The sequence below is a fragment of the Brevundimonas sp. genome (assembly GCF_018608325.1).
GTDB lineage: Bacteria > Pseudomonadota > Alphaproteobacteria > Caulobacterales > Caulobacteraceae > Brevundimonas.
On record NZ_JABAZW010000052.1, the window covers coordinates 27456 to 51796 of the forward strand.

The 24341-nt window shown below is 65.2% G+C and carries 19 protein-coding genes and 2 pseudogenes; 9 read left to right on the forward strand and 12 right to left on the reverse strand.

Features of this window, described 5'->3' with window-relative positions; all coding sequences use genetic code 11:
* Positions 1-113: pseudogene (locus QZ281_RS05370) on the reverse strand (tRNA (cytidine(34)-2'-O)-methyltransferase); the annotation flags it as partial.
* Positions 114-307: 194 nt separating this feature from the next.
* Here QZ281_RS05370 and petA point away from each other — a divergent pair.
* The 5 genes from petA to QZ281_RS05395 all read left to right on the forward strand — a co-directional run bounded on the left by petA (position 308) and on the right by QZ281_RS05395 (position 6589).
* Entirely contained in the window at positions 308-856 is a 549-nt protein-coding gene (gene petA / locus QZ281_RS05375; RefSeq protein WP_292225598.1) for a ubiquinol-cytochrome c reductase iron-sulfur subunit, read from the forward strand.
* Between the two features lie 16 nt (positions 857-872).
* Positions 873-2177: a cytochrome b N-terminal domain-containing protein gene (locus QZ281_RS05380; protein ID WP_292225601.1), complete on the forward strand. Its 1305-nt coding sequence runs from the start codon at positions 873-875 to the stop codon at positions 2175-2177.
* Positions 2178-2182: 5 nt separating this feature from the next.
* On the forward strand, positions 2183-3055 hold the full coding sequence (locus QZ281_RS05385; RefSeq protein ID WP_292225602.1) for a cytochrome c1: 873 nt from the start codon (positions 2183-2185) through the stop codon (positions 3053-3055).
* A gap of 146 nt (positions 3056-3201) precedes the next feature.
* Positions 3202-4869, forward strand: a complete 1668-nt coding sequence (locus QZ281_RS05390) for a M28 family metallopeptidase (protein ID WP_292225605.1) — start codon at positions 3202-3204, stop codon at positions 4867-4869.
* Between the two features lie 70 nt (positions 4870-4939).
* Positions 4940-6589, forward strand: coding sequence for a M28 family peptidase (locus QZ281_RS05395; protein WP_292225607.1), 1650 nt, complete (start codon positions 4940-4942; stop codon positions 6587-6589).
* 87 nt (positions 6590-6676) lie between these two features.
* On the opposite strand, the gene QZ281_RS05400 is transcribed toward QZ281_RS05395, so the two are convergent.
* Together QZ281_RS05400 and QZ281_RS05405 are read right to left on the reverse strand one after the other, a co-directional pair.
* The gene (locus QZ281_RS05400; RefSeq protein WP_292225610.1) at positions 6677-7690 is read right to left on the reverse strand and encodes a DUF6607 family protein; all 1014 of its coding nucleotides are present in this window, start codon (positions 7688-7690) and stop codon (positions 6677-6679) included.
* A gap of 5 nt (positions 7691-7695) precedes the next feature.
* A complete protein-coding gene (locus tag QZ281_RS05405; RefSeq protein ID WP_292225613.1) occupies positions 7696-9987 on the reverse strand; it encodes a TonB-dependent hemoglobin/transferrin/lactoferrin family receptor in 2292 nt (763 codons plus the stop codon).
* Positions 9988-10096: 109 nt separating this feature from the next.
* On the opposite strand from QZ281_RS05405, the gene QZ281_RS05410 reads away from it, so the two are divergent.
* Positions 10097-10663 carry a hypothetical protein gene (locus QZ281_RS05410; protein ID WP_292225615.1) on the forward strand — a complete coding sequence of 189 codons (567 nt, stop codon included), beginning with the start codon at positions 10097-10099 and terminating at the stop codon, positions 10661-10663.
* Positions 10664-10684: 21 nt separating this feature from the next.
* Here QZ281_RS05410 and ychF read toward each other — a convergent pair whose 3' ends face one another.
* The 9 genes and pseudogenes from ychF to QZ281_RS05455 all read right to left on the reverse strand — a co-directional run.
* Positions 10685-11779, reverse strand: a complete 1095-nt coding sequence (gene ychF, locus QZ281_RS05415; RefSeq protein ID WP_292225617.1) for a redox-regulated ATPase YchF — start codon at positions 11777-11779, stop codon at positions 10685-10687.
* Positions 11780-11849: 70 nt separating this feature from the next.
* Positions 11850-12341 (reverse strand): copper chaperone PCu(A)C, encoded by a 492-nt coding sequence (locus QZ281_RS05420; RefSeq protein ID WP_292225619.1) that lies wholly within the window; start codon positions 12339-12341, stop codon positions 11850-11852.
* Between the two features lie 14 nt (positions 12342-12355).
* Positions 12356-13702, reverse strand: a complete 1347-nt coding sequence (locus QZ281_RS05425) for a PepSY domain-containing protein (RefSeq protein ID WP_292225621.1) — start codon at positions 13700-13702, stop codon at positions 12356-12358.
* A gap of 2 nt (positions 13703-13704) precedes the next feature.
* Positions 13705-15768: a TonB-dependent receptor gene (locus QZ281_RS05430; RefSeq protein ID WP_292225624.1), complete on the reverse strand. Its 2064-nt coding sequence runs from the start codon at positions 15766-15768 to the stop codon at positions 13705-13707.
* Between the two features lie 80 nt (positions 15769-15848).
* Positions 15849-16223: a DUF2946 family protein gene (locus QZ281_RS05435; RefSeq protein WP_292225627.1), complete on the reverse strand. Its 375-nt coding sequence runs from the start codon at positions 16221-16223 to the stop codon at positions 15849-15851.
* A 51-nt stretch (positions 16224-16274) separates the two neighbouring features.
* On the reverse strand, positions 16275-16883 hold the full coding sequence (pth, locus tag QZ281_RS05440; protein WP_292225629.1) for an aminoacyl-tRNA hydrolase: 609 nt from the start codon (positions 16881-16883) through the stop codon (positions 16275-16277).
* Positions 16884-16969: 86 nt separating this feature from the next.
* Positions 16970-17563, reverse strand: coding sequence for a 50S ribosomal protein L25/general stress protein Ctc (locus QZ281_RS05445; RefSeq protein ID WP_292225632.1), 594 nt, complete (start codon positions 17561-17563; stop codon positions 16970-16972).
* A gap of 137 nt (positions 17564-17700) precedes the next feature.
* Positions 17701-18177 (reverse strand): response regulator, encoded by a 477-nt coding sequence (locus tag QZ281_RS05450; RefSeq protein WP_292225790.1) that lies wholly within the window; start codon positions 18175-18177, stop codon positions 17701-17703.
* A gap of 48 nt (positions 18178-18225) precedes the next feature.
* Positions 18226-19831, reverse strand: a pseudogene (locus QZ281_RS05455) (MHYT domain-containing protein); the annotation flags it as partial.
* Positions 19832-20134: 303 nt separating this feature from the next.
* Between QZ281_RS05455 and QZ281_RS05460 the strand changes: the two are divergent.
* From QZ281_RS05460 to pstA, 3 genes are all read left to right on the forward strand, one after another.
* A complete protein-coding gene (locus tag QZ281_RS05460; RefSeq protein WP_292225635.1) occupies positions 20135-21550 on the forward strand; it encodes an ATP-binding protein in 1416 nt (471 codons plus the stop codon).
* A 147-nt stretch (positions 21551-21697) separates the two neighbouring features.
* On the forward strand, positions 21698-23128 hold the full coding sequence (pstC, locus tag QZ281_RS05465; protein ID WP_292225638.1) for a phosphate ABC transporter permease subunit PstC: 1431 nt from the start codon (positions 21698-21700) through the stop codon (positions 23126-23128).
* The coding region (gene pstA / locus QZ281_RS05470; protein WP_292225641.1) for a phosphate ABC transporter permease PstA at positions 23121-24341 on the forward strand (1221 nt) is incomplete at its 3' end. The genes pstC and pstA, both read left to right, overlap by 8 nt.

Here is a 24341-nt window from a genome sequence, read left to right on the forward strand (position 1 = left end):
AAACGGAAGCCCGTGGGCTCGATCACATGCAGATCGACGCTGAAACAGGCCGACAATCGGATGCAGGCTCCGACGTTCTGAGGAATGTCAGGTTGAAAAAGGGCGAGACGCATTCTAAGGCCTGACATACGCGCGGTCAGGGGGTTTGTCGCGGTCTGTTTTGCGAGCGTTTCGCAAGAAACGTCAGCAGCTTGCGCCGAGGGGGCGTGGGTCGAACAGCCGTAGGGAATTCCCGGCTTCGTTCTTTGTTCGTGCCGTGGCGAGGGTGGGCCCCCAGGTCTGTTCAGCGGCGTTCGAGAGGTGAAACGTGGCCGAATCGGTCGTGCATACTGAAAGCCCTGAAGGCGGTGATCCTAATCGCCGCGACTTTATTCACATCGCAGCGGGCGCCGCTGCGGTGGGCGCAGGCGCGATGATCGCCTGGCCGCTGATCAACCAGATGAACCCGGCAGCCGACACCCTGGCCCTGGCGTCGATCGAGTTCGATCTGACCAAGGTGCAGGAAGGCCAGCAGGTCGTCATCAAATGGCAGGGCAAGCCGGTGTTCGTGCGCTATCGCACCCCGGCCGAGCTGCAACGCGTCATCGCCGATGACCATGCGCCCGACCTGAAGGAACCCCAGACGGACGCCGAGCGCACCAAGCCGGGTCACGAGAAATATCTGGTGGTCGTCGGCTCCTGCACCCACCTGGGCTGCGTTCCGACCTTCGGCGCCGGCGACTACGGCGGCTGGTTCTGCCCCTGCCACGGCTCGCACTACGACGCGTCCGGCCGCATCAGAAAGGGGCCTGCGCCCCTGAACCTGATCGTGCCGAACTACGATTATTTGTCCGACACCCGCGTAAAGATCGGTTGAGGGCCAGGGGAGGATCATGAGCGATCACGAGAGCACCTACGTCCCGAAAACGGGCGTTGAAAAGTGGCTGGACACCCGTCTGCCCATCATCCGCTTCGGCGCCGACTACATGTCGCTGCCGACGCCGCGTAACCTGAACTACTGGTGGACCTTCGGCGGCATCCTGGCGATCTGCCTGATGACGCAGATCATCACCGGCATTGTTCTGGCCATGCACTATACGCCGCACGTCGACCTGGCCTTCGCCTCGGTCGAGCGCATCATGCGTGACGTGAACGGCGGCTGGCTGATCCGTTACGTCCACGCCAACGGCGCGTCGATGTTCTTCATCGCGGTGTACCTGCACATGCTGCGGGGCCTGTATTACGGCTCCTACAAGGCGCCGCGCGAGATGATCTGGATCATCGGCTGCGTGATCTTCTTCCTGATGATCGCCACCGCCTTCCTGGGCTACGTCCTGCCCTGGGGCCAGATGTCCTTCTGGGGCGCTGAGGTCATCACCAACCTGATCGGCGCCATTCCCGGCATCGGCGAGCCGATCCTGATCTGGCTGCGCGGCGGCCCGGCGATCGACAATGCGACGCTGAACCGCTTCTTCTCGCTGCACTATCTGCTGCCGTTCGCGATCCTGGGCTGCGTCGTCCTGCACCTTTGGGCGCTGCACGCTGCGGGCCAGAACAACCCGGTCGGCATCCTGATCCCGAAGGACCGCGCCAAGAAGGACCTGCTGCCCTTCCACCCGTACTTCACGGTCAAGGACGGGTTTGCGATCATCCTGTTCCTGATCCTGTTCGCGATCTTCGTCTTCTATCAGCCGAACGCCCTGGGCCACGCCGACAACTACATCCCGGCGAACCCGCTGCAGACGCCCGCGCACATCGTGCCCGAGTGGTACATGCTGCCCTTCTACGCGATCCTGCGCGCCATCCCCGACAAGTTCGGCGGCGTGGTGGCCATGTTCGCCGCGATCGGCGTGCTGTTCGTCCTGCCGTGGCTGGATACGTCCAAGGTGCGCTCGATGCGCTACCGCCCGACGATGCGGACCTTCTTCATCATCTTCCTGGTGGTGGGCGTGGGTCTGGGCTGGTGCGGCGGTCAACTGCCGGACGCGCCTGTGATCGGTTCGTTCAAGACCTTCACTCTGTTTGACGGCGACCTGAACTCCTACCTGTGGCTGACGCGTCTGTTCACGGCCTACTACTTCGCGTTCTTCTTCATCATCATGCCTCTGGTGGGTCTGAAGGAAACGCCGCTGCCGATCCCTGCGACGATCTCCGAGCCGGTCCTGACCGGCGCGGACTCCGCCGAGCAGAAGGGCTGAGCGTCATGACGATTGGAATGAAGACCGTGTCGATCAAGACCATCATCGCCTCGGCCGCCGTTGCTGTCGGTCTGATGGCTGCTGCTCCGGCCCTGGCTTCGGGGGGCGCCGCCCATCCGCACTCGGGCGGGTTCAGCTTCGACGGGCCGTTCGGCACCTATGATCAGGGCCAGCTGCAGCGCGGCTATAAGGTCTATCACGAGGTCTGCGCCGCCTGTCACAGCATGAACCTCATGCACTACCGGAACCTGGGCGATGCTCATGGTCCGTTCTGGAACCCGAAGTATCCGAACCCGAACGACAACCCTGTCGTGAAGGCTCTGGCCAAGGAAATCCAGATCGCTGACATCGATAGCGAAACCGGTGAAGCCATCCAGCGTGACGGCACCCCGGCGGACAAGTTCCGCAATCCGTATCCGAACGCCACGGCGGCGGCGGCGGGCAACGGCGGCGCCGCGCCGCCTGACCTGTCGGTGATGGCCAAGGCCCGCCACGGCGGCGCCGACTACATCTACTCGCTGCTGGCGGGCTACAAGGATGCGCCCAAGGGTGTGACCATCCGCGACGGCCAGCACTACAATCCCTTCATGGCCGGCGATCTGACGCCGTTCTGGACGGGGGATCCCAAGCATGTTCCGCCCGGCGGCTTCATCGCCATGCCGCCGCCGCTGCAGAACGGCCAGGTGACCTATGACGACGGTTCGCCCCAGACGGTCGACCAGTACGCCAAGGATGTCGCGGCCTTTATCGCCTGGACGTCCGAGCCGAAGATGGTCGAGCGCAAGCAAGCCGGTTTCGGCGTGATCATCTTCCTGCTGATCTTCGCGGGCATCACCTACGCCAGCTACCGCCGTATCTGGAAGGGCGTGGCGCACTAAGCTCCGCCATCAGACGAAATGCTTAAACCCGCCGGAGTTCCCTCCGGCGGGTTTTTGTTTACGCGAATGCATCGGGTCCGGAATCGACACCGGCGGACAGGCCCCCTAGGGTCCGGTCATCTTTCATGGCTGTGGGGCCTGTCTTTATGCGTATCGTCACTTCCCTTGCTGTCGTCCTGATGGCGGGTGCGGCTCTGTCCGCCTGCGCCACGGCGCCCAATCCGGCGGCGGTGCATCGCCAGCCCGTCTTTGACGCGGCGCGCATCTCTGAGGACATTCGGGTTCTGTCCGACGACAGCTTCGAGGGACGTGGCATCGCCACCCCGGCTGAAGCCAAGGTCATCGCCTATCTGAGCCAGCAGTATGAGGCTGCGGGCATGCAGCCGGGCGGCCCGAACGGTCAGTGGACGCAGGATGTGATCCTGAACCGCTTCGTCCAGTCCAACATCCACGCCTCGCTGAAGCTGGGCGACTGGAGCCTGCCGCTGACGCAGGGGCGCGAGGTGGCGATCTCGACGCGCCGCCCTGCGGATCACGTCAGCCTGAAGGATGCGCCGCTGGTCTTCGTCGGTTACGGCATAAAGGCGCCCGAGCGGAACTGGGACGACTTCAAGGGGCAGGATCTGCGCGGCAAAATCCTGGTCGTTCTGGTCAATGACGCCGATTTCGAAGACCCGTCGCTGAACACCTTCGGCGGCAAGGCCATGACCTATTACGGGCGCTGGACCTACAAGTACGAAGAGGCGGCGCGTCAGGGCGCGGCGGGCGTGCTGATCGTCCACGAAACCGCGCCCGCCTCCTACGGCTGGCAGACGGTGGCCAACTCGTGGGGCGTGGCCCAGTTCGACATCCTGCGCCAGAACGCCGCCTCCGAGCGCGTGCCGATGGAGGGCTGGGTCCAACGTGACGTGGCCGTCGATCTGTTCCGCCGTGCAGGTCTGGATTTCGAGGCCCTGAAGGTTCAAGCGCGCAGCCGTGACTTCCAGCCGGTGGCCTTGCCGGGCGCCAGCTTCTCGACCGAGTTCGACGTCAAGACCGACCGCATCACCTCGCACAATGTCATCGCCCGCTTGCCGGGCACGACCCACCCGGACGAGACGGTCCTATACACCGCCCACTGGGACCACATCGGCATGGGCGAGCCTGACGCGACCGGCGACCGCATCTTCAACGGCGCCGTCGACAATGCGTCCGGCACAGCGGGCCTGCTGGAACTGGCGCGTATGTTCGGCAACTCGCCGCCCACCGAACGCTCGGTCGTCATGATCAGCTTCACGGGTGAAGAGAGCGGCCTGCTGGGTTCGGAATATTATGCCGCCAACCCGGTCTATCCGCTGGCCAAGACCGTCGGCGGCTTCAACATGGATTCGATGAACGTCTATGGCCGGGTCACGGGCCTGGGCGTCACCGGCTATGGCCAGTCGGACTTTGACGAGCGTCTGGCGGCGGCGATCCAGCCGCAGGGCCGCACCCTGATGCCCGACTATGAGAACGCGGCGGGCACCTATTACCGCTCCGACCACTTCCCGCTGGCCAAGCGCGGCGTGCCGATGGCCTATGCTGGAAGCCGTGGCGAGTTCCGCGACGAACCCATCGCCCAGCGTGAGGCGGCGCGGGCGGAATATGGCGCCAAACGCTATCACCAGGCGGCGGACGAATGGTCGCCGGATTGGGATTACAGCGGCATGATCGAGGACCTGCAGGTCTTCTATAATGTCGGTCGCGCCCTGGCGAATGACCGCGAATGGCCGAAGTGGAAGACGGGTTCGGAGTTCGGACCCGTTCGTTCGGAAACCGACGCCCAGCGTCGCTGAATCCACCGCCAAATGAAGGGGCCGGGTCTGATCCGGCCCCTTTTTCTATTATGCATTCAGAGCCTGCTTCATGACCCTTCGTCGTTCGCCCTTCATTGCCTTGGCCGCCCTGGTGCTGGCCGCCTGCGCCTCGGCCCCTGCGGTTGCACCCGTCGCTCATACGGATGCCTTTGCGACCGCGTCTGCGGCGACGCCTCAGTTCAGCGCCCAGACCCTGTCGGACCACATCAAATATCTGGCCTCGGATGAGCTGGAGGGCCGTTTTCCCGGCCTGATCGGCGAGCGTCTGACCCTGGCCTATCTGCAACGTCAGTATGAGACGATGGGTCTGGAGCCGGGCGGTCGTGACGGTTCGTGGCTGCAGCCGGTCGATCTGGTTCGCTTCAGGCCTGAACGGGCGCCGACCGCTTCGTGGAAAGGCGCGAACGGGGTGTCGCATGTCCTGACGTCGGGCGAAGACATCACCCTGCGGGCGGGGCCTGCGGACCCTGCGCTGAAGATCGCCAATGCACCGCTGGTCTTTGCCGGATACGGCATTGTCGCGCCCGAGCGCGGCTGGGACGACTATGGATCGGCAGACCTGACCGGCAAGGTCGTCGTCGTGCTGCGGGGGCAGCCCGCCGTCATGGGACAGGACCCGAACTTCTACGGCTCATCCACGCACAAGACGCAGGAGGCGCTGGAACGCGGCGCTGTCGGTGTCATCACCCTGCAGACCGAGGACGGGCGCTGGCGGCGTTCAGTGGGTGGCGCAACGCGGCCCCAGATGACGATCAAGGGGGCCAAGGATGCGCGCTTCACCGGCACGATCAATACGCAGACAGCGACGGCCATAGCGGGCGCCGGTTTCGCCGACGTGCTGGCCCGGTCGCAGGCGGCGGGTCTGGGTGGGGCCTTCGACATGAACGCCCGCCTGAACGTCGACATCGCCGAGACGACCGAGGTGATCCACTCCAACAACCTGCTGGCCAAGATCACCGGCACGCAGCGGCCAGACGAATACGTCATCTATTCCGCCCATTGGGACCATGTCGGCAAAGCGTCCCAGCCGGATGCGAACGGCGACGACATCTATAACGGCGCCTGGGACAACGCCTCGGGCACGGCGGGTGTGATCGAGATGGCGCGGGCGTTCAAGAATGGACCGGCGCCGGAACGCACCGTGGTCTTCCTGCACGTGACGGCGGAAGAGCAGGGGCTGCTGGGCTCCGAAGCCTATGCCGCCGACCCCGTCTATCCGCTGGCCAAGACGGCGGCCAACATCAACATCGACATGCTGCCCTTCACGCCTGCGACGCGGGATGTAGCGCTGTTCGGCGTCGGCAAGTCGGAGCTGGAGGACATTCTGGCCCGGTTCGCCGCCGTGCAGGGGCGGGTGGTCACCGGCGACGGATACCCGGAAGAAGGCTTCTATTACCGTTCCGACCACTTCAACTTTGCGGCGGGCGGGGTTCCGGCCCTGATGCCGTGGACCGGGCGGGATTTCGTCAAGGGCGGGATCGCGGCGGGCAAACCCTATTACGAAGGGCAGATGGCGCGGTATTATCACCAACTGTCGGACGAATGGCGCGCGGACTATGACTTCACCGCCGCGCTTCAGAATCTGGACCTGCTGTATCGGCTGGGCCTGACGGTGGCGGACAGCACGAGCTGGCCTGCATGGAAGCCTACCGCTGAGTTCAACACCATCCGCAACGCGACGGCTGACCAAAGGCGCTGAATCAATCGACGCCGAAGGGGCAGATCCTTCGGCGTCGAGATCTCACGGCCCTGAAAGGGGTGGCGGGGCCGCGAAAGGGGTAAGGCTCTAGCGAGCCGTAGCCTGGGCGATGATGGCGCGCCCCTGGGTGATGGCGGCGGCCTCGCTCAGTTCGCCGTTGGACACCTTGTCCGCCAGTCCCATCAGAGGTGTGCCGGTGACCGAGCCGGTGTCCCCGACCTCCGCCACATGCACGCCGTTGCCGGCGGCGATGGCGGCGTCCCAGGCGGCGCGGATCGCGGCCCAGAAGCCTTGCGTCTTGGCCCAGTAGTCATCGCCCGCCTTGGTCGAGAAGTTGGTCGACCGGTCATAGGTGTTGATGACGTCCTCCTGCACGATCGCGACCGGTTCGCCGCCATTGCGGCCCGACATCTTCACATTGTCCTGGATGTGGACCCAGCCAGCGGGCGTCAGGGCGTGACGGTTCGTGCCCAGATAGCGGTCATAGATCGGGTTGCGCACCGCGTCGCGGCGGGCCAGCGGCCGCCATGTTGCGTTGGACGTCCAGACCGACAGGCCGTTGTCATAGGTCCAGTGACCGACGCCGCCGTAGCGGGGGGAATCGTCGGTCTGCCACACGGTCTGGGACCATGCCCCGGTGCGCTGGTCCGCCGGAACAGGCGTTAGCGTCCACTCGTTCGGTCCGGCGTAGGTCAGCACCGTCTGGGGCTGATAGACCCAGTCCTGACGCCAGTGTTTGACGACGATCGACTGGCCCTCATGCTCCATGACCAGAGTATGCTGCAGACTGATGCGGTCGCCGTGGTCGTAAACCACGCGTACGATCTCGCTGCCGCCCGACAGCTTCTCCTCCAGCGGATCATAGTCGGCGTTGAAGCTGACGTTCTCGCGCATGTCGAAGTGGACGCGGTACTGGCCCGCCTGTGCCAGGATCGACTGGCGATCCCGCTCGAAGGCGTTGGCGGGGGCAGGCGCAGCGGTTGCGACGGCGGGGGCCGCTGCCTGCTGGGCCAGGGCGGCGGGGGCCGTCGAGGTCAGCAGGGCGGCGGCGATCAGGATGGCGCGCATGGGGCGGACCTTCTTGGGGCTGTTGACGGACATGACGATCACAGGCGCAGGGTCAGGGACAGGCCGAAGTTGCGGCCCGGCTGGGTGTAGGCGTCCTTGACGGTCGAGGCGTCGGACAGGCCGCGCACATCACTCCACCAGCCGTATTTCTCGTCAAAGACGTTGAAGGCGCCTGCGCGGACCGTGACGGTGTCGGTCACATTCCAATAGGCCGTCAGGTCCAGCAGGGTGAAGCTGTCGCCCAGATAGCAGGTCGTGGCGCAGGGCATGGTGTAGCTGGCCTGATCCTTCTTGCCCGACCATGTGACCGTGCCCGAGGCGCCCCAGAGACCTGAGGGGGCAGCATAGTTCAGACCTGCAACCACCTTGATCGGGTCGATGCTGGCCAACTGGTTCGTGCGGCCATTGGTGGTCTGCGTGCCCTCGGCATAGGCGGCCGAACCGATCAGGCTGAAGCCATTGTTCCAGTAGATGTCGGCGCGGGCTTCCAGGCCCTTGATGTCGACCTCGGTCAGGTTGACGTACTGATAGACCAGCGGATCGACGCCGGGGACACCCGTGCCGCTGACCACCACCTGATCGATGAAGTCGTCATAGTGGGTGACGAAGGCGGTCGTGTTGAGACGCAGCTTGCCGCCCGCCACATCGATGTCGCGCAGACGGAAGCCTGCTTCGAAGCTTTCGCTGGTCTCGGGATTCAGGTTCGGGTTGGGCGTGGAGCGATAGCCGTAAACCGGGTTCTCGAAGAAGTTGTTCACCTGCATCGGCGAGGGCGCACGGAAGCCCAGGCTGTAGTTGGCGAACACGCCCAGATGCGCGCCGGTCCAGTAGATCACGCCCAGCTTGGGCGAGATGTGATCATCGCTTTGACCGCTGGTCGCGGCGGGGAACAGGGCGTCGGCCTTGGGCGACAGGTCATACCAGTCGTAGCGGACAGCCGGGATGATGCTGAGCGCGCCGCCCAGCATTTCAATCTCGTCCTGAACGAACAGGCCGGCCAACTGGTATTCGGTCTTGGGGAAGGCGCGGATGGGGAAGGTTTCACCGACCGGAGGCAGGATGCCGTCGCGGATGCCTTCCTGCTTGGTCATCGACCAGTCGCCGCCGATGGTGATGCGGTGCTGTGCAACTGTGCCTGCGCCAAAGATGCGTGAGCCCTGAGCCGCCAGACCATAGACGGTGTTATCGAACGTCACGTCGCGGACGCGGTCGCTGGCGACCGTGGTGGTCGGACCCGTGCCGACGGTGGTGGCGATGTCGCGGTCCTCGAAGGTGTACTGGCGCGTCGTCGCGTCTTGCCAGTAGCCCGAGACCGAACCGTCGGTCAGACCCAGGAAATCAGAGAAGCGCCAGTCCAGGCTGACGCGGTCGCGCTTGGTGTCGTCCTTGGCCAGAACCTGATTGACGATGGTGCGGGTGACAACAGGGGGCGGGCCGGGGCGTGTGCTGGTGGTGACGCCCTGACTGCTGAGCGCATCGCCGTCCATCGTCGAGTCCAGATGGTCGTAGGTCAGACGGACGGTGTGGTTGGGTGCAGCCTGCCAGACCAGTTTGGCCAGTACGGCGTTGGAGGTGAAGTCCTGCGGATTGGCTTCGGTGCGGCTTGAACCGACACCATCGGTCTCGCCCTGGTTTTCCGTCTGCTTATAGTCGCGGCGGGTGTAGGCCAGCAGGCCTGACAGTGAGCCCGTGCGCCCCGCGAAGGCCACGCCCTCGGTCCAGCCTTCATCCGCCGAACTATAGGCCACACGCCCGCGTGCGCCGAAGGCGTTGTCGCCGGTCAGGAAGTCCGACGGGTCTTTCGAGGTGAAGGCTACGGCGCCGGCAATGCCGTCTGAACCGTACAGGGCAGAGGCGGGGCCGCGCAGAATCTCGACCGACTTGATCAGGTCCAGATCATTGTAGCCGCCGCGCCCGACCGCCTGGGCGCCGAAGCTGAAGCCGCTGGGCAGGCGCACGCCATCATTGATGATCAGCACGCGGTCGCCGCCCATGCCGCGGATCGTGAAACCGGAGTTGCCGTCACGGCCTGCGCCCGACAGTGCGGCGGAGAAGCGAGCAGGCGAGGTAGGAACGCTGACGCCGGGTTCGAACCGGATCAGATCCTTGATGTCGGTGGCCAGCGCAGCTTCGATCTGGTCGCTGGTGATGACGCTGACAGTGCCGGGCGTCTGGGAGGCGGAACGCTGTGAACGGGTGGCGATGACGGTGACCGGATCGACCTGTGTCGGGGCGACCTGCGTGGTCGTGTCGTCGGCGAAGGCGGGTTGGGCGGCCAGGACGGCGCCGAAGGCGGTTGCGGCGGTGGTGAGGAGGAGAAGGTTGCGCATTATGGCCCCGATGGGTGATTTAGCGGGGTCGTACTGCGAACGATTATCAGAATCAACCGCACTTAACGCATGGGTTTGAACCCAAGCTGGGCCTTGGCGTTCAGCAAGGATGAAAACGACGCTGTTCCCGATACTTGCCGCCGCTGCATTTTTGACGGCCTGCGGCAATGGCGACGTCAATCCGCCGACGGAACCTGCCGAACCCCTGCGCACACCCGAGGCGATGCAGCAGGTGCAGCCCAAAGGGCCGTCATCGCTGGCGTCACGCGGGCCGAGAAGTTTTGTGGGAGTCTGGGCGGCGAATCTACGCTGGTGCGATCAGCCGCAAGGGGCCAACAGCCCCTACACCATCACGCCGCTGCAGTTCGACAGCCATGACCACAGCTGTGAAATCGCATCGATCCGTGAGACGGGCAGCGGCTATGCGGCCAGCCTGTCGTGCGTCGAGAATGGCCAGGTGCGGACGGAACGGGTTCACATGGCCACGACTGGCGAGGTGATGAACCTGACCTATGTGGATCAGGACATGATGACGGTGAAGCTGGTGCGTTGCCCCAGTTCACCGCGTGCGCCGGACCCGGGAAACCCGCTTGAGAAGATGCTCAAAGGCAAGTCTGACGGCGAGACTGAACCGGGTGTCCAGCCGCCGGAACCGTCATCCCCGCCGCAAGGGTGAGGATGACGGAAAGATAGGTGATCAGCTGAACAGGAAGTTCATCACGTCGCCGTCCTTGACGACGTAGGACTTGCCTTCAGCGCGCAGCTTGCCCGCTTCACGCGCCTTGGCTTCGCCGCGCAGGGCGACAAAGTCTTCGAAGGCGATGGTTTCGGCGCGGATGAAGCCTTTTTCGAAGTCGGTGTGGATCACGCCTGCGGCCTGCGGGCCGGTGGCGCCGACAGGGATGGTCCAGGCGCGAGCCTCTTTCGGGCCGACGGTGAAATAGGTCTGCAGACCCAGGAGCTTGTAGGCTTCACGGATCAGGCGGTTCAGGCCGGGTTCTTCGAGGCCGAGGGTCTCCAGGAACTCTTTCTGCTCCTCGTCGTCCAGCACGGCGATCTCGGATTCGATCTGTGCCGAGATGACGACAGAGTTGGCGTTGTCCGTGGCGGCGCGGGCGGCGACCTTGTCGGACAGCTCATTGCCCTTGTCGGCGTTGCCTTCCTCGACGTTGGAGACATAGAGGGCGGGCAGGGCTGTCAGCAGCTGCAGCATGTCCCAGGCCTTTTTGTCCTCCTTGGACACGTCGGCCGTGCGGGCGGGCTTGCCGGCGTTCAGTTGAGCCAGAGCCAGATCGACCAGCTTCAGCGTCAGGCCGGATTCCTTGTCGCCGCCCTTGGCGCGCTTTTCCAGCTGCGGGCGACGGCGCTCCAGGCTTTCCATGTCGGCCAGCATCAGTTCCGTCTCGATGATTTCCAGATCAGCGATGGGGTCGATGCGGTTCTCGACGTGGGTGATGTCATCATCGACGAAGCAGCGGGCCACGAAGGCGACGGCGTCGCAGTCGCGGATGTTGGCCAGGAACTGGTTGCCCAGACCCTCGCCCTTGGACGCACCGCGCACCAGGCCGGCGACATCGACGAAGGTGATGCGGGCGGGAATGATTTCCTTGGACCCTGCAATCTCGGCCAGGGCGTTCAGGCGCGCCTCCGGCACAGCCACGTCGCCGGTGTTCGGCTCGATGGTGCAGAACGGATAGTTGGCGGCCTGGGCCGCCGCCGTCTTGGTCAGGGCGTTGAACAGGGTGGACTTGCCGACATTGGGCAGGCCGACGATCGCGACTTTAAGGGCCATGGGTATCCTCTTGAGGCGCGAGCCTTTAGCGGGTTCCGACCCGTTTGTCAGGCTCGCGCTTCAATATGGCTTAATGACCGCCGTGCTGGGCGTCTCTGGCGCGGGGCTGGCGAACCTCGGCCTCGACCGTCACGGCGGGTGCGGCGGCGAACTCCAGCGTCAGGGGAACCGTCTCACCGGCGACCAGAGGTGCGGTCAGACCGATCAGCATCAGGTGGGCGCCGCCGGGGGCCAGCATGACGGCCTGACCCTGTTTCAGATCCATGCCGGTCAGGATCTGGTTCATCTTCATGACGCCGTTGTCGGTCTTCATCTCGTGGACCTGAAGCTCGCTGGCGCGCGGGGTCTTGCCGCCCATCAGCTTGTCATTGGCTTCCGAGATCAGGGTGACATAGCAGGCGGCGGCCTGTGCGCCGTTCGGCGAGGGGCGGCACCAGGCGTCGGATGCGGTGATCTCGGCGACGGGCTTGGCCTCATCGGCGGCGGAGCGGACAGGCTCCTGGCTGCAGGCCGCGATCAGCAGCAGGGCGGGCAGGGCGCTGAGGGTTGCGATGCGTTTCATGTCGGACAGTCCTTTCAGGAAGTCGCGGGTCGGGCCGCAGCCAGCCTGCGCACGATCCAGTCGAGCAGCAGGGCGGCCAATAGGCTCAGTCCCGTCAGGGGATAGAGGATGGAAAGGGGAATGACGATCCCCAGAACGGCGGTGCGCACGCGGGCGCCGGGCGGGGCGGCGGGTGCGCCCAATCGTGCGGGCCTCAGTCCGGGCGGGCGGCGCTTCCACCACATGACCAGACCGCTGATCGCCAGCACCCAGACGCCGATGCAGCCCGCCAGCATGATGATGCGGTTGATCTGGCCGTACTGCATGCCTTGATGGACGGCGATGCCCCATTCGAAGGCCTTGGCGCCGAGGCCGAACTGGCTCCAGCGAGCGTCAGCCAGAACCGCGCCTGTCTGGCCGTCGACATACAGGCTGCGGGCATCCTCGACCTTTCGGGTCTGGCGGGCGACGGTCCAGGCCAGATCGGGCGTAGACGGAATGTTGACGACATAGGGCCGGGGCAGCGTTTGGGCCTCGGCTGTCGCCATGACGCGCGCCAGACTGGGATCATGGACGGCATGGCCGTGCAGGACGGCGTTCTGCATGGTCCAGCCTACGCCAGCGGGCGCCTGATCATGTTTGGCGTGGCTCCAGGGATTGGCGGCGGCGGGGGCTGGCGGGCGACCCAGACCTGTCTCTCGCACCACGGCCATGAAGCGGTCGCCCCAGACGGCGGACCAGGGCATTCCCGTCACCGCCAGAAACAGCACCACTCCACCGACATAGAAGCCGGTCAGGGCGTGCAGATCGCGCCAGGACGGACGGCGCTGTACGTCCCCAGTCGCGGGTTTCAGCACCGCAACCGCCCGCCCGCGCGGCCACCACAGATAAATCCCTGTGGCGAACAGGATGATGGACCAGCCGGCGACGATCTCGATCAGGATGTTCATGGCGCGCCCGAACAGGCTGAGGGAATGCAGCCCCTTGATCGTCTCCATTACCCCGCCATAGGCGGTGATGCCGGTGACCCGCGCCGTATGAGGATCGACGAAGACAGTCCTTTGCGAGCCGTCAGGACGATCGACACGAACGCGAACCGCCTGATCCCCGCGAAGGGGGACCAGGACATTGGCGGCGCGGCCTTCACCCGCCCTGGCCGCCATCATCAGCCAGGCGTCGGGCGGGGCTTGATCGGGACCATCTGCGACCTGGATCATCGGTCGATAGACGGCCTGATCGATCTCGTCCTTGAACAGATAGAGACCGCCGGTCAGGGCCAGCAGCATCAGGAAGGGCATGACCAGCACGCCCGCATAGAAGTGCCAGCGCCAGACGGCGCGGTAAGCCCCGGACAGGGGCGTTGGGGGTGAAGACCGCGTCATCGTCAGTAGGCCATTCTCAGGCCGACGAAGAGGGCGCGACCCTCGCCGGGATAGAAGATGGCGGTGGAGGCGAGGCGGGCGTCGGTGATGGCCGAGAACTCGCCGACATAGTGTTTGTCGGTCAGGTTGCGGGCGTCCGCAAAGACGGTAAGACCCTTGGCTACCTCCCAGCCTACGTTCAGGCCGAAGACGGCATAGTCAGGCGATTTCAGGGTGTTGGCATAGTCGACATAGGGCTGGCTGATCCGCCATTCGATGGACGGGGTCAGGAAGACGCCCAACGGATGGCGCCATGTCAGTTCGGCGCGATAGGCGTGTTCGGGCACGACCGGCAGGCGGTTGTCGCCCCAGCGCGCATCGCCGTCGAAGCGGAAATCGCTCCAGGCATAGGTCTGGCGCAGCAGCAGGGAGCCGTCCGCCAGTTCGAACGGCAGGCGCCAGTCCAGCCCGGCCTCTATCCCCTGATGGATGGTCCGGTCGGCGTTGAAGGTGGCGGGAAGCTTGTCCGCAGCAAGCGTGAAGTTCAGCATCTCGCCCTTGATGGCGCTGCGATAGGCGGCGATGTCCCAGGCCAGAGGACCGCGCCGTCCGCGCGCGCCGACTTCGCCGGTCCAGGCGTCCTGAACCTTCACCGGCGTGAAACCCGTCTGCGGCGCCTGCACCAGCGCCCCATAGGTCGGGGGTTCGACCGAGCGGGTGATGTTGGCATAGACCTGCGCCCCATCATCCGCCTGCCACAACAGGCCCAGACGCGGCGAGAACCAGTCATAGGTCCGGTCTGCGTCATTGGCCGTGTTCAGCCGGTCCTGATAGTCGCGCGTCGCCCGCCCGTAGGAACCGCCCGCCACCACGGCCAGATGGTCCTGCACCCACAACCGTCCCTCAGCGAAGACGTCCAGCGCCGTGGCCTTCTGACGGCCGTTCGCGGTCATGTCGCCGCGATAGCCGCGCACATTGACATAGCGCAGGGCGTCCAGATCGCCGTCACGATAGCTGAAGCCGTAGAAGGCGTCGGCCTTCAGACCCAATGCCGAGCCGTTCCAGTCGATGCGGCCAAAGGCGCCGCGTGTCTGGCTTTCCTGATCCACGACCTGAAAGATCGGGTGATACAGCGACTTCTCCCAACCCCAGATCGCGCCTTCGAACAGGGTCGAATCATTAAGGCGCCAGCGGGTCTGAAGCGTGATCCGCTTCAGCGTCTGGTCGCGGGCGTTGTCATTGGTGATGCTGCTGGCCGAGGTCAGGCGCGGGTTTTCCAGTGCGTCCTTCAGGGACAGGGCGCTGGGGACCGACTGCTGGATGTCGGCGGCCTGGAAGATCAGCCGCACCTCGCGGTCCTCGCCGAAGGAGCGGCCCAGATTCAGCGTCAGCCGACCCTGGCTCTGATCGCTCTGCTGGCGATAGCCGTCGCTTTTCAGGCCGGTGACGGCGACGAAGCCGTCCCAGTCCCCGTACTGGCGCGCCAGTTCGACATGGCCCCGGATGCTGCCGAACGAGCCGCCCTCAAGCTGGTACAGGTTCTGATAGGCGGCGGTGCGGCCGTTGGTCGTGACCAGATTGATCGCCCCACCCAGTTGGGCGCCGCCGAAGCGCAGGGTGTTGGAACCCTTATAGACCTCGATGTAGCGGGCGCTGAGCGCGTCTATGCCCTGAAAGTCGGAGAAGCCGTCCGCATCGGCGAAGGGCACGCCGTCCTGCGCGAACAGGACGCCGCGCTGGTGGAAGCTCTGGGCGATGCCGGAACCCCGGATGGACAGGCGGCTTTCCTCGCCGAACCGCTTCAGGGCCAGAACGCCCGGCACATTGCGAAGCGTGTCGGAAAAGCCCTGGGCGAAGCGGTTCTCATAGCTTTCGGATGAGACGACGGCGACTGCGCCGGGGGTGCGGCTAAGCAGGGCGCGGGCGTCGGCGACGACGGCGGGATCTTCGGCGTTGCGCCGTCCGGTGACGATGACGCTGTCCAGAACGACGGGGTCGGTTTCCGCAGGGGCGGAATAGGCGAAGGCGGGGCTGGCGACAGCGGCCAGCAGCAGGGCGCACGGCGCCGCAGCGGTCTTGAGAGACATGAAAATGGTCCTGAAATCAGAAAAATCGGACGCAGCCGGTCAAGCCGAAGCCTTGCGGGCCGACTGCGGATGGTCTGGTTTCAGGCGGTTGACGGCGGGCGCGGCGGGGCGCGGGCCGGGGGCGGGGGGCTGACGCTGACGGGCGTATAGCGGACCGTCTCGATCTTGCGGATGATCCGCGCAGGCTCGGGGACCGGCGGGCAGGGCAGGGCCGAGGCCAGCGGCATGACGCAGGCGGCGCATTTGGCCCCTACATGCTTGCTGGCCGGACCATCGACGCCGCCGCTCTGGATCGTCTGCGGCCCTTCGGCCGAACAGATGACGATGGCGTGGCCGGGTTGGACCGCCGCCAGGGCCGCGAACGGCAACAGCGTGCCGAGCGCCAGCGCAAACACCGCCGCCAGGAAGGCGAGGGATTGGGCAAGCGACCAATTGTCGGCCTGGGAACGGATCACGTCTTGGCCTCTAGGGCGTTTTGACGGCAACGCCTAGTGGGGCGGATAGCCCTACAGTTCGCCGCGCGCCGCCTGACGGGGGCTGAACTTGGGCGCGGGGGCCAGACGCATGACCTCGCCCTGATAGCGTTCGTCGTCGCCAGCAATGGCGAAGGGCAGGGCGTCGGCGCAGGCCTGCAGCAAGGCGTCCAGCCACGGCTGTTCGGCCTTGTGGAAGTCGCCCAGGACGTGGGGCATGACCAGTTCCTTCTCGCCCGGATGGCCGATGCCCATGCGGCCCCGACGGAAGTCGGCGCCCAGATGGCTGATCAGCGAACGAATGCCGTTCTGACCTGCTGCGCCGCCGCCGGTCTTCATGCGGAAACGGCCGGGCGCCAGATCAATCTCGTCGTGGAAGATGATGATCTCGCTGGGTTTGATCTTGTAGAAGCGCGCGGCCTCGCCGACGGCGCGCCCGCTTTCGTTCATATAGGTCTGGGGCTTCATCAGCAGAACCTTGGTCCCGTCGACCTCGCCTTCCGAGATGATCGACTGGAACTTGGCGCGCTGGGGACCGAAGCGCCAGCGGCGCGCGATCTCATCAGCGGCCATGAAGCCGATGTTGTGACGGTTCTTTTCGTATTTGCCGCCCGGATTGCCGAGCCCAGCGATGATGATCATGGCGTCCTCATGCCGGTTGCGGCGGGCAAAGAAAAGCCCCGCCAGGCGAACCGGGCGGGGCCAAATCTTGTCGATGAAGCGAAGGCTTAGGCTTCAGCAGCCGCAGCAGCTTCGTCAGCGGCTTCCGACTGAGCAGCCGAGGAAACCTTGACCGTGGCGATCACGAAATCGCGGTCGGTGATGGTGGCCGAAGCGTCCTTGGGCAGCTTGATGTCCGACATGCGGATGGTGTCGCCGATTTGCGAGTTGGTCAGGTCGACAACCAGTTCTTCCGGGATCTTGTCGGCGCGAACGGCGATTTCGACTTCGTGACGAACGACTTCCAGCGAACCGCCCTGACGCGAGAAGGGAGCCTCGTCAGCGTTCTTGAAGTGAACGGGGACCGAGATCTTGATCTCGCCCTTGGCGTCGACGCGCAGCAGGTCGAAGTGGACCGGACGGTCCGACACGGGGTCGAACTGGATGTCCTTGGCGATGACCGGCTGGGTCTCTTCGCCGTACTTCAGCGTGACCAGGTGGCCCAGCAGCTTGCCGGTGTAGAGCGACTTCTTGAAGTCCTTCTCGTTCACCGAAATAGCGACGGGGGCTTGCTCGCCGCCGTACAGGATGCCCGGCACGGCGCGCGCGCCGCCGGTGCCGGTGCCTTGACGAACGTCAACGTTCAGAATGATCTCGGCCATCTGGCTGCCTCAACAAACAACGGAAACGCCGCGCTGACGAAAGGGCCCGCGCGGCGGGGGTCATGAACCCTCGAATTCAAGAGCGCGGGCTATTACACGCATCAGGCACAGGGCGCAACCGCATTAAGGCCTGGCTGTCAGGCGGCGGCGACCTGATCCTTGAGCAGAACGGACGGATCGGCCGCCAGGGACAGCAGTTCCGCTGCATTGAAAGGCTTGGCCAGATGGTGGTCCACACCGGCCGAGCGCCCCGCCGCGATATGTTCCGGCATGGCGTTGGCGGTCAACATGATGATGGGCGTGCGGGCGCGGCTCTCCGTCATTTCCAGAAGACGAATCTCCTGGGTGGCGGTCAGGCCGTCCATCACCGGCATCTGCATATCCATCAGGATCAGGTCGAAATGCCCGGCGCGGAAGGCGTCCAGCGCCTCGACCCCGTTCTCGGCCATGATGGTCTCGACATTGGCCTGCGTCAGAATCAGTTCGATGACGCGGCGATTGACCGGGTGGTCGTCCGCCACCAGCACGCGTCGGCGAAGGCCGTCAGGTCCGTCAGTCAGCAGAACGGGTTTGGATTCCTTGCGGGCGGGCGCGTCGCATTGAACCAACGGCATGGTCAGGATGAAGGCTGATCCGCCGCCCGGTTCGCTTTCGCAATCCAGCGCACCGCCCATCATTTCGGCCAGATGGCGGCAGATGGACAGGCCCAGGCCCGAGCCGCCGAATCGCCGCGTGATGGCGCTGGAACAGGCGTGTGCGTGTCGCCGCGTCGAAGCCGATGCCTGTGTCCTCAACCGTGAAGCGCACGGTCGGCAGGCCATTCTGTTCCGGTCCCTGCTGGACGGTCAGGCTGACGAAACCCTCGGTCGTGAACTTCACGGCGTTGGAGATCAGATTGGTCAGAACCTGTTTCAGGCGCACGGCGTCGCCGCGGACCCAAAGCCCCTCTTCGATGTCGATGTCGACGTGGAACCCCAGGGCCTTCTCGCGCGCGATCTCGGCATAGAGTTGAGCGGCTTCACGCGCGGCGGCGGCCAGGTGGAAGGCGTCCTCGGTCAGCTCCAGCTTGCCCGATTCGACCCGTGCCAGATCAAGGATGTCGCCCAGCAGGGTCTGCAGCGTCTGGCCCGACGACTGCATCAGGTCCAGCATTTCGCGCTGCGTCGGCGTCAGTTCGGTCTTGGCCAGAGCCTGGGCCAGACCGATCACCCCGTTCAGGGGCGTGCGGATTTCATGGCTCATATTCGCCAGGAAATGGCTTTTGGCGACATTGGCTTCTTCGGCGGCGTCACGGGCCTCGGCCAAGGCCTGGGCGTCGCGTTTCAGTATGGTGATGTCGTTGCAGACGGTGACGATGCCGCCTTCCGAGGTGCGGCGATCCTGAATGCGCAGCCAGCGGCCGTTCGACGTCTGCTCCTCGACACTGCTGGACAGTTGGCGACGCGCGGTCAGGCGTTCGGTGATCCAGGCTTCCTCGCGGCCGACGGCGTCGATGTAGCGACCCTCATTGATGCCAACCATCAACAGGTCGCGATAGGAGGCGCCGACCTGAAGATAGGGGCCCATCTCCGGGTTCACCTCTGCATAGCGGGCGTTCCACAGCACCAGCCTGTCGTCGATGTCGTAGAAGCTCAGCCCGTCCGGCATGGCGTCCACCGCCTCGCGGATGCGGCGCAGAGCCCCGGCGCGCGAGGAATAGGCCATGTAGGCCAGGCTGGCGGCGATGCCGCCGACGGTGACAGCGATGGCGGTGGCCACGGCTTGCATGGTGGCGGGCGAAAGTCCTCCATGCACGGTGTAGGTCGGATCGGGGACGATATTGAGCGCCGCCATTCCGAAGAAATGCAGCACAATGATCGACACCGCCCCGCCGACGCCGGCGACGATCAGGCGGACCAGGCCTGCGCGCTTATAGAAGAAACCGGACAGACCGGCGATCAGCAGGCTGCATCCGATGGAGGCGGCGACCAGCCAGGGCTCCCAGCTGATGTGGGCCGGAACCTTCAGGGCCGCCATGCCGGTGTAATGCATGGCGCCGATGCCGGAGATGGCGATCAGCACCCCCATGGTGCGCCACAGGCGGCTGAACCCGGCAATCAGAATACAGGCCGCAAAGGTGACGGTGATCAGGGCGACGATCAGGGAGATGGCCGTCAGCGCCATGTCGTAGGTCAGGGGGACGCCGGCGATGAATCCCTGCATGGCGACGAAATGGGTGGCCCAGGCAGACAGGGCGGCGGTCAGGCCTGAGGCTACGGCCAGACGCATCCGGCGGGGACCATCGGCGATCCGCGCGCGTTCGATCAGGCGAATGGCGCCGCTGATGCCGACCACGCAGATGATGGCGGCCAGGATCGTGATCCGCCAGTCATGGGCATGAACGATACAGTTGAATAACCGGTCCACGAAACTCCCCTTTGAAGAGCAGCTTAGCGGCAACTTCTAAAGAAACCGTGGGTGAAGCGCACTTCGCGCCAGGGGTGTCGTCTGCATGCGCACACTGTCGGCACGCCGTCACAGAATCCGTGCAAGGATTGGATTCGAACGGCCTTCGCCGCAGATTGCCTTGCCATGCCCTACGAAATCTCTCCGTCTCCGGTCGCGCCGACCTTCACGTCCCGACTGTGGACGGTGGGAACCAGTGTGGCGATTTCGCTGGTGGTGATGATCGGACTGGCCTTCGTTCATCCTGAACTGGCGGTGTGGTTGATCGGCGGGGCGGTGCTGATCGCTGTTTCGGCCTGGCTGCTGAACATGCCGTCTGCGCCTGCGCCGACTGAGCCGGTGCTGGAAGGCGGTCAGGTCGAGCTTCAGCCCAATCTGATCGGCGGCGACCTGTTGGACCGCGTGTTTGAGGCGCTGGATGATCCTGTCCTGATCGTCAGCGGCGGAGAGCCTGACGATATCGCCGGGCGCCGCATCATCATGGCCAATCATGCGGCGCGCGAACTGATGCGGATTCAGCGTCAGGGCGCGCTGCTGGTTCAGGTGATCCGCGAGCCGGGCGTGCTGGAGGCGGTGGACGAGGCGCTATTCGGCGGCGTGTCGCGCACGACGGACTATACGACCGGGGGGCAGCGCGACCGACGCTGGCGCGCCTGGACCCGGCCGCTGGAGCAGGCGTCGGGCAGCGAGCCGCTGGCTCTGGTGATCCTGCGTGACGAAACGGATGCACGGCGCACCGAGATGATGCGCGTCGATTTCCTGGCCAACGCCAGTCACGAACTGCGCACGCCGCTGGCGTCGCTGAGCGGTTTCATCGAGACACTGAAGGGCCACGCCCGCGATGATGCGGCGGCGCGCGATCGTTTTCTGGACATCATGGCCGCACAGGCGGACCGAATGACGCGTCTGGTGGCGGACCTTCTGTCGCTCAGCCGCATCGAACTGAATGAGCATATTCCGCCGTCTGGCCGGGTCGATCTGGACCGGGCCGCCGCCGATGTGGTCGACGCGGTCAGCGTTCTGGTCAAGCAAAAGGCCATCTCGGTCGTGCTGGATCAGGGGGAGGCGAGGGCCTCGATCAACGGCGACCGCGATGAGATTGTTCAGGTGGTGCAGAACCTGCTGGACAACGCCGTCAAATATTCATCATCGGGCGGGGTGGTCGAGATCTCCGTCGTTTCCGACCTCAGCTTTGATGCAGCGGGCGCGGCGCGAATGACGGGGGCCACCCGTCTGCCGTTGGTGTCGCCGGATCGGGCCGCAGGCGTGCTCTACGCCGCTGTCACTGTGCGCGACCATGGACCGGGCATGGCGCGCGAGCATCTGCCGCGCCTGACCGAGCGATTCTATCGGGTCGAAGGTCAGAAAAGCGGTGAACGACTGGGCACCGGCCTGGGGTTGGCCATCGTGAAACATATCGTCAACCGCCATCAGGGCGGCCTGCTGGTCGAGAGCGCGCCCGGCATGGGGGCGGCCTTTACGGCCTGGTTCCCAATGGTGGTCGAGCGACGGGACGTTCGGACGACGACGCTCGCCGACTGAGGGGCCGCTGCGGCGGACCGCCGCTGTAATGGAACTGTCACGGACCCGTCGTAATCCGCTGACCATTAACGGGCAGAACTCGCGCCGCATCGCTCCCGCTGTTGTGGGCCGCTGTGTCGATTCGCCTTCGCTCCTGTCGGACACCGAATGATCTGGATCTATCTGCTGGTCATCTTCGCGCTTGGCGCGGCCGCCTATCTGGGCGGTCGTGAGCTTGCGCGCCGTCGCGCAGTCGGCGCTCGTCCGCATTCGCGCCCCGGCCAGCATGGCGCCTATGCCCTGATCTGGGTGGCGGTTCCGGCCCTGGTGGTGGTGATCCTGTCCGGCGTCTTCTCGGCGCCGCTGGAGCGCCAGTTGATCGCGGTCGACACGCCCGATTCCGTCACCGCGCTGGAGCCTTTCCGCCGCCAAGCCTTCTTCGCCGACGCCCAGCGCGTCGGTCGCGGCCAGCCCTCCCTGCAGATCTGGGAGCGTCCGCTGGCCGAACAACTGCCGATCGAGGCGCGCCGGATGGTCAGCATCGAGCGCACCCTGCAATGGGGTTCGGGGCTGGCGGCCCTGCTGGCGGCCATTCTTGGCGGCCTGTTCGTCTCGACGCAGATCCGTCCCAAGACCCGCGCCAGAAACCGCGTTGAGGGCTGGATCTGGGGCGCGCTGTTCGTCTGTTCGGTGGTCGCCATCCTGACGACGGTGGGCATCATCGCCTCGCTGGCCTTCGACAGTTTCCGCTTCTTTGAAAAGGTGCCGGTCTTCGACTTCCTGTTCGGGACGAAGTGGAGCCCGCAGATCGCCATTCGCGCCGATCAGGTCGGATCGTCGGGCGCCTTCGGGGCTGTGCCGCTGTTCGCAGGCACCTTCCTGATCATGATCATCGCCATGTGCGTGGCCGCGCCTATCGGCCTGATGTCGGCCATCTATCTGTCGGAATATGCAGGTCGGAACACGCGCTCGATCATCAAGCCGGTGCTGGAGATTCTGGCCGGGGTTCCGACCGTGGTTTACGGCTTCTTCGCCGCCCTGACTGTAGGTCCGGCGCTGCGGGTCTTCTTCAACGAGATCGGCCTGTTCCTGATCGGCGGTCCTCTGGACGGAATGGGGCAGTATCTGGCGCTGGTGCAGAACCAGATGGCCCTGACCGCAGGCGCCGTCATGGGCATCATGTTGATCCCGTTCGTTTCGTCCCTGTCCGACGACATCCTGAACGCGGTGCCGCAGAGCCTGCGTGACGGCTCGTTCGCCATGGGCGCCACCAAGTCCGAGACGGTGAAGCGGGTCCTGCTGCCTGCCGCCCTGCCGGGCATCGCGGGCGCCCTGCTGCTGGCCGTGTCGCGCGCCATCGGCGAGACCATGATCGTGACCATGGCGGCGGGTCTTGCGGCCAATCTGACGCTGAACCCGCTGGATACGGTGACCACGGTGACCGTGCAGATCGTGACCCTGCTGACCGGCGACCAGGAGTTCAACAGCGCCAAGACCCTGTCGGCCTTTGGTCTGGGGCTGACCCTGTTCCTGGTCACCCTGCTGCTGAACATCATCGCCCAGCGCATCGTCCAGACTTACCGAGAACAGTATGACTGACGCGACCCCCGAACAGATCGGCGCGGCCGCTGACGCCCGGCTGGAGCGCCTGCGCTCAGGCCTGAAGCGCCGCCATGCCCGTGAGACCCGGTTCAAACTGTATGGCCGCCTGGCCATCGGCGCCGCCGTCGTCTTCTTGGTGATCCTGCTGGCGCGCATCGTCGAGCAGGGACACACGGCCTTCTACACCCACACCGTGACCGTGCCGGTCTATCTGGACCCGGCGCGCGTCGACCGCGCCTATCCGCAGGGCACCAACTTCGAGCAACTGGCCGCCGAACAGCAGTTGGCGCGCTGGGGCGTTCAGGATGATGAGGCGGGCAGCAAGGCCGCGCAGATGCGCCGCCTGTTCTCGTCGGAGCTCAAGTTCGTCGCTGCTGATCTGGTGACGAAACGTTCGGACGTGATCGGCGAGACTGTGCCGCTGGCTGCGCCCCTGTCGGACGATGCGGACCTGTATCTGAAGGGCGAAATCTCCAAGGAGACGCCGGAAGACCAGCGCCGCCTGTCCAACCAGCAGATCGACTGGCTGGAGCGGATGCAGCGCGAAGGCGTCGTCGGTTCGCACTTCAACACCGCCCTGTTCACCAATGGCGACTCGACCCAGCCCGAGCTGGCGGGGGTTCTGGGCGCTGTGGTCGGTTCGGCCCTGATGCTGCTGGTCACCGCACTGATCGCCATTCCGCTGGGCGTCGGCGCCGCTGTCTGGCTGGAGGAGTTCGCGCCCAAGAACCGCTGGACCGACATCATCGAGGTCAACATCAACAATCTGGCCGCTGTGCCGTCGATTGTTTACGGGCTTCTGGGGCTGGCCCTGTTCATCAACTGGATGCACCTGCCGCGCGCCAGTCCGATCGTCGGCGGTCTGGTTCTGGCCCTGATGGCGCTGCCGACCCTGATCATCGCCACCCGTTCCTCGCTGAAGGCGGTGCCGCCGTCGATCCGCGAGGCCGCGCTGGCCATGGGCGCATCCAAGACCCAGACTGTGTTCAGCCACGTCCTGCCGCTGGCCATGCCGGGCGTCATGACCGGCGCCATCATTTCAATGGCCCACGCCCTGGGCGAAACCGCGCCGCTGCTGCTGATCGGCATGGTCAGCTTCGTGCCGGGCGTGCCGCACGCGATTGACGAGCCCGTGGGGGCTCTGCCGTCGCTGATCTACATCTGGGAAAACGCCTCGGAGCGGGCGTTTCACGAACGTACCGCCGCCGCG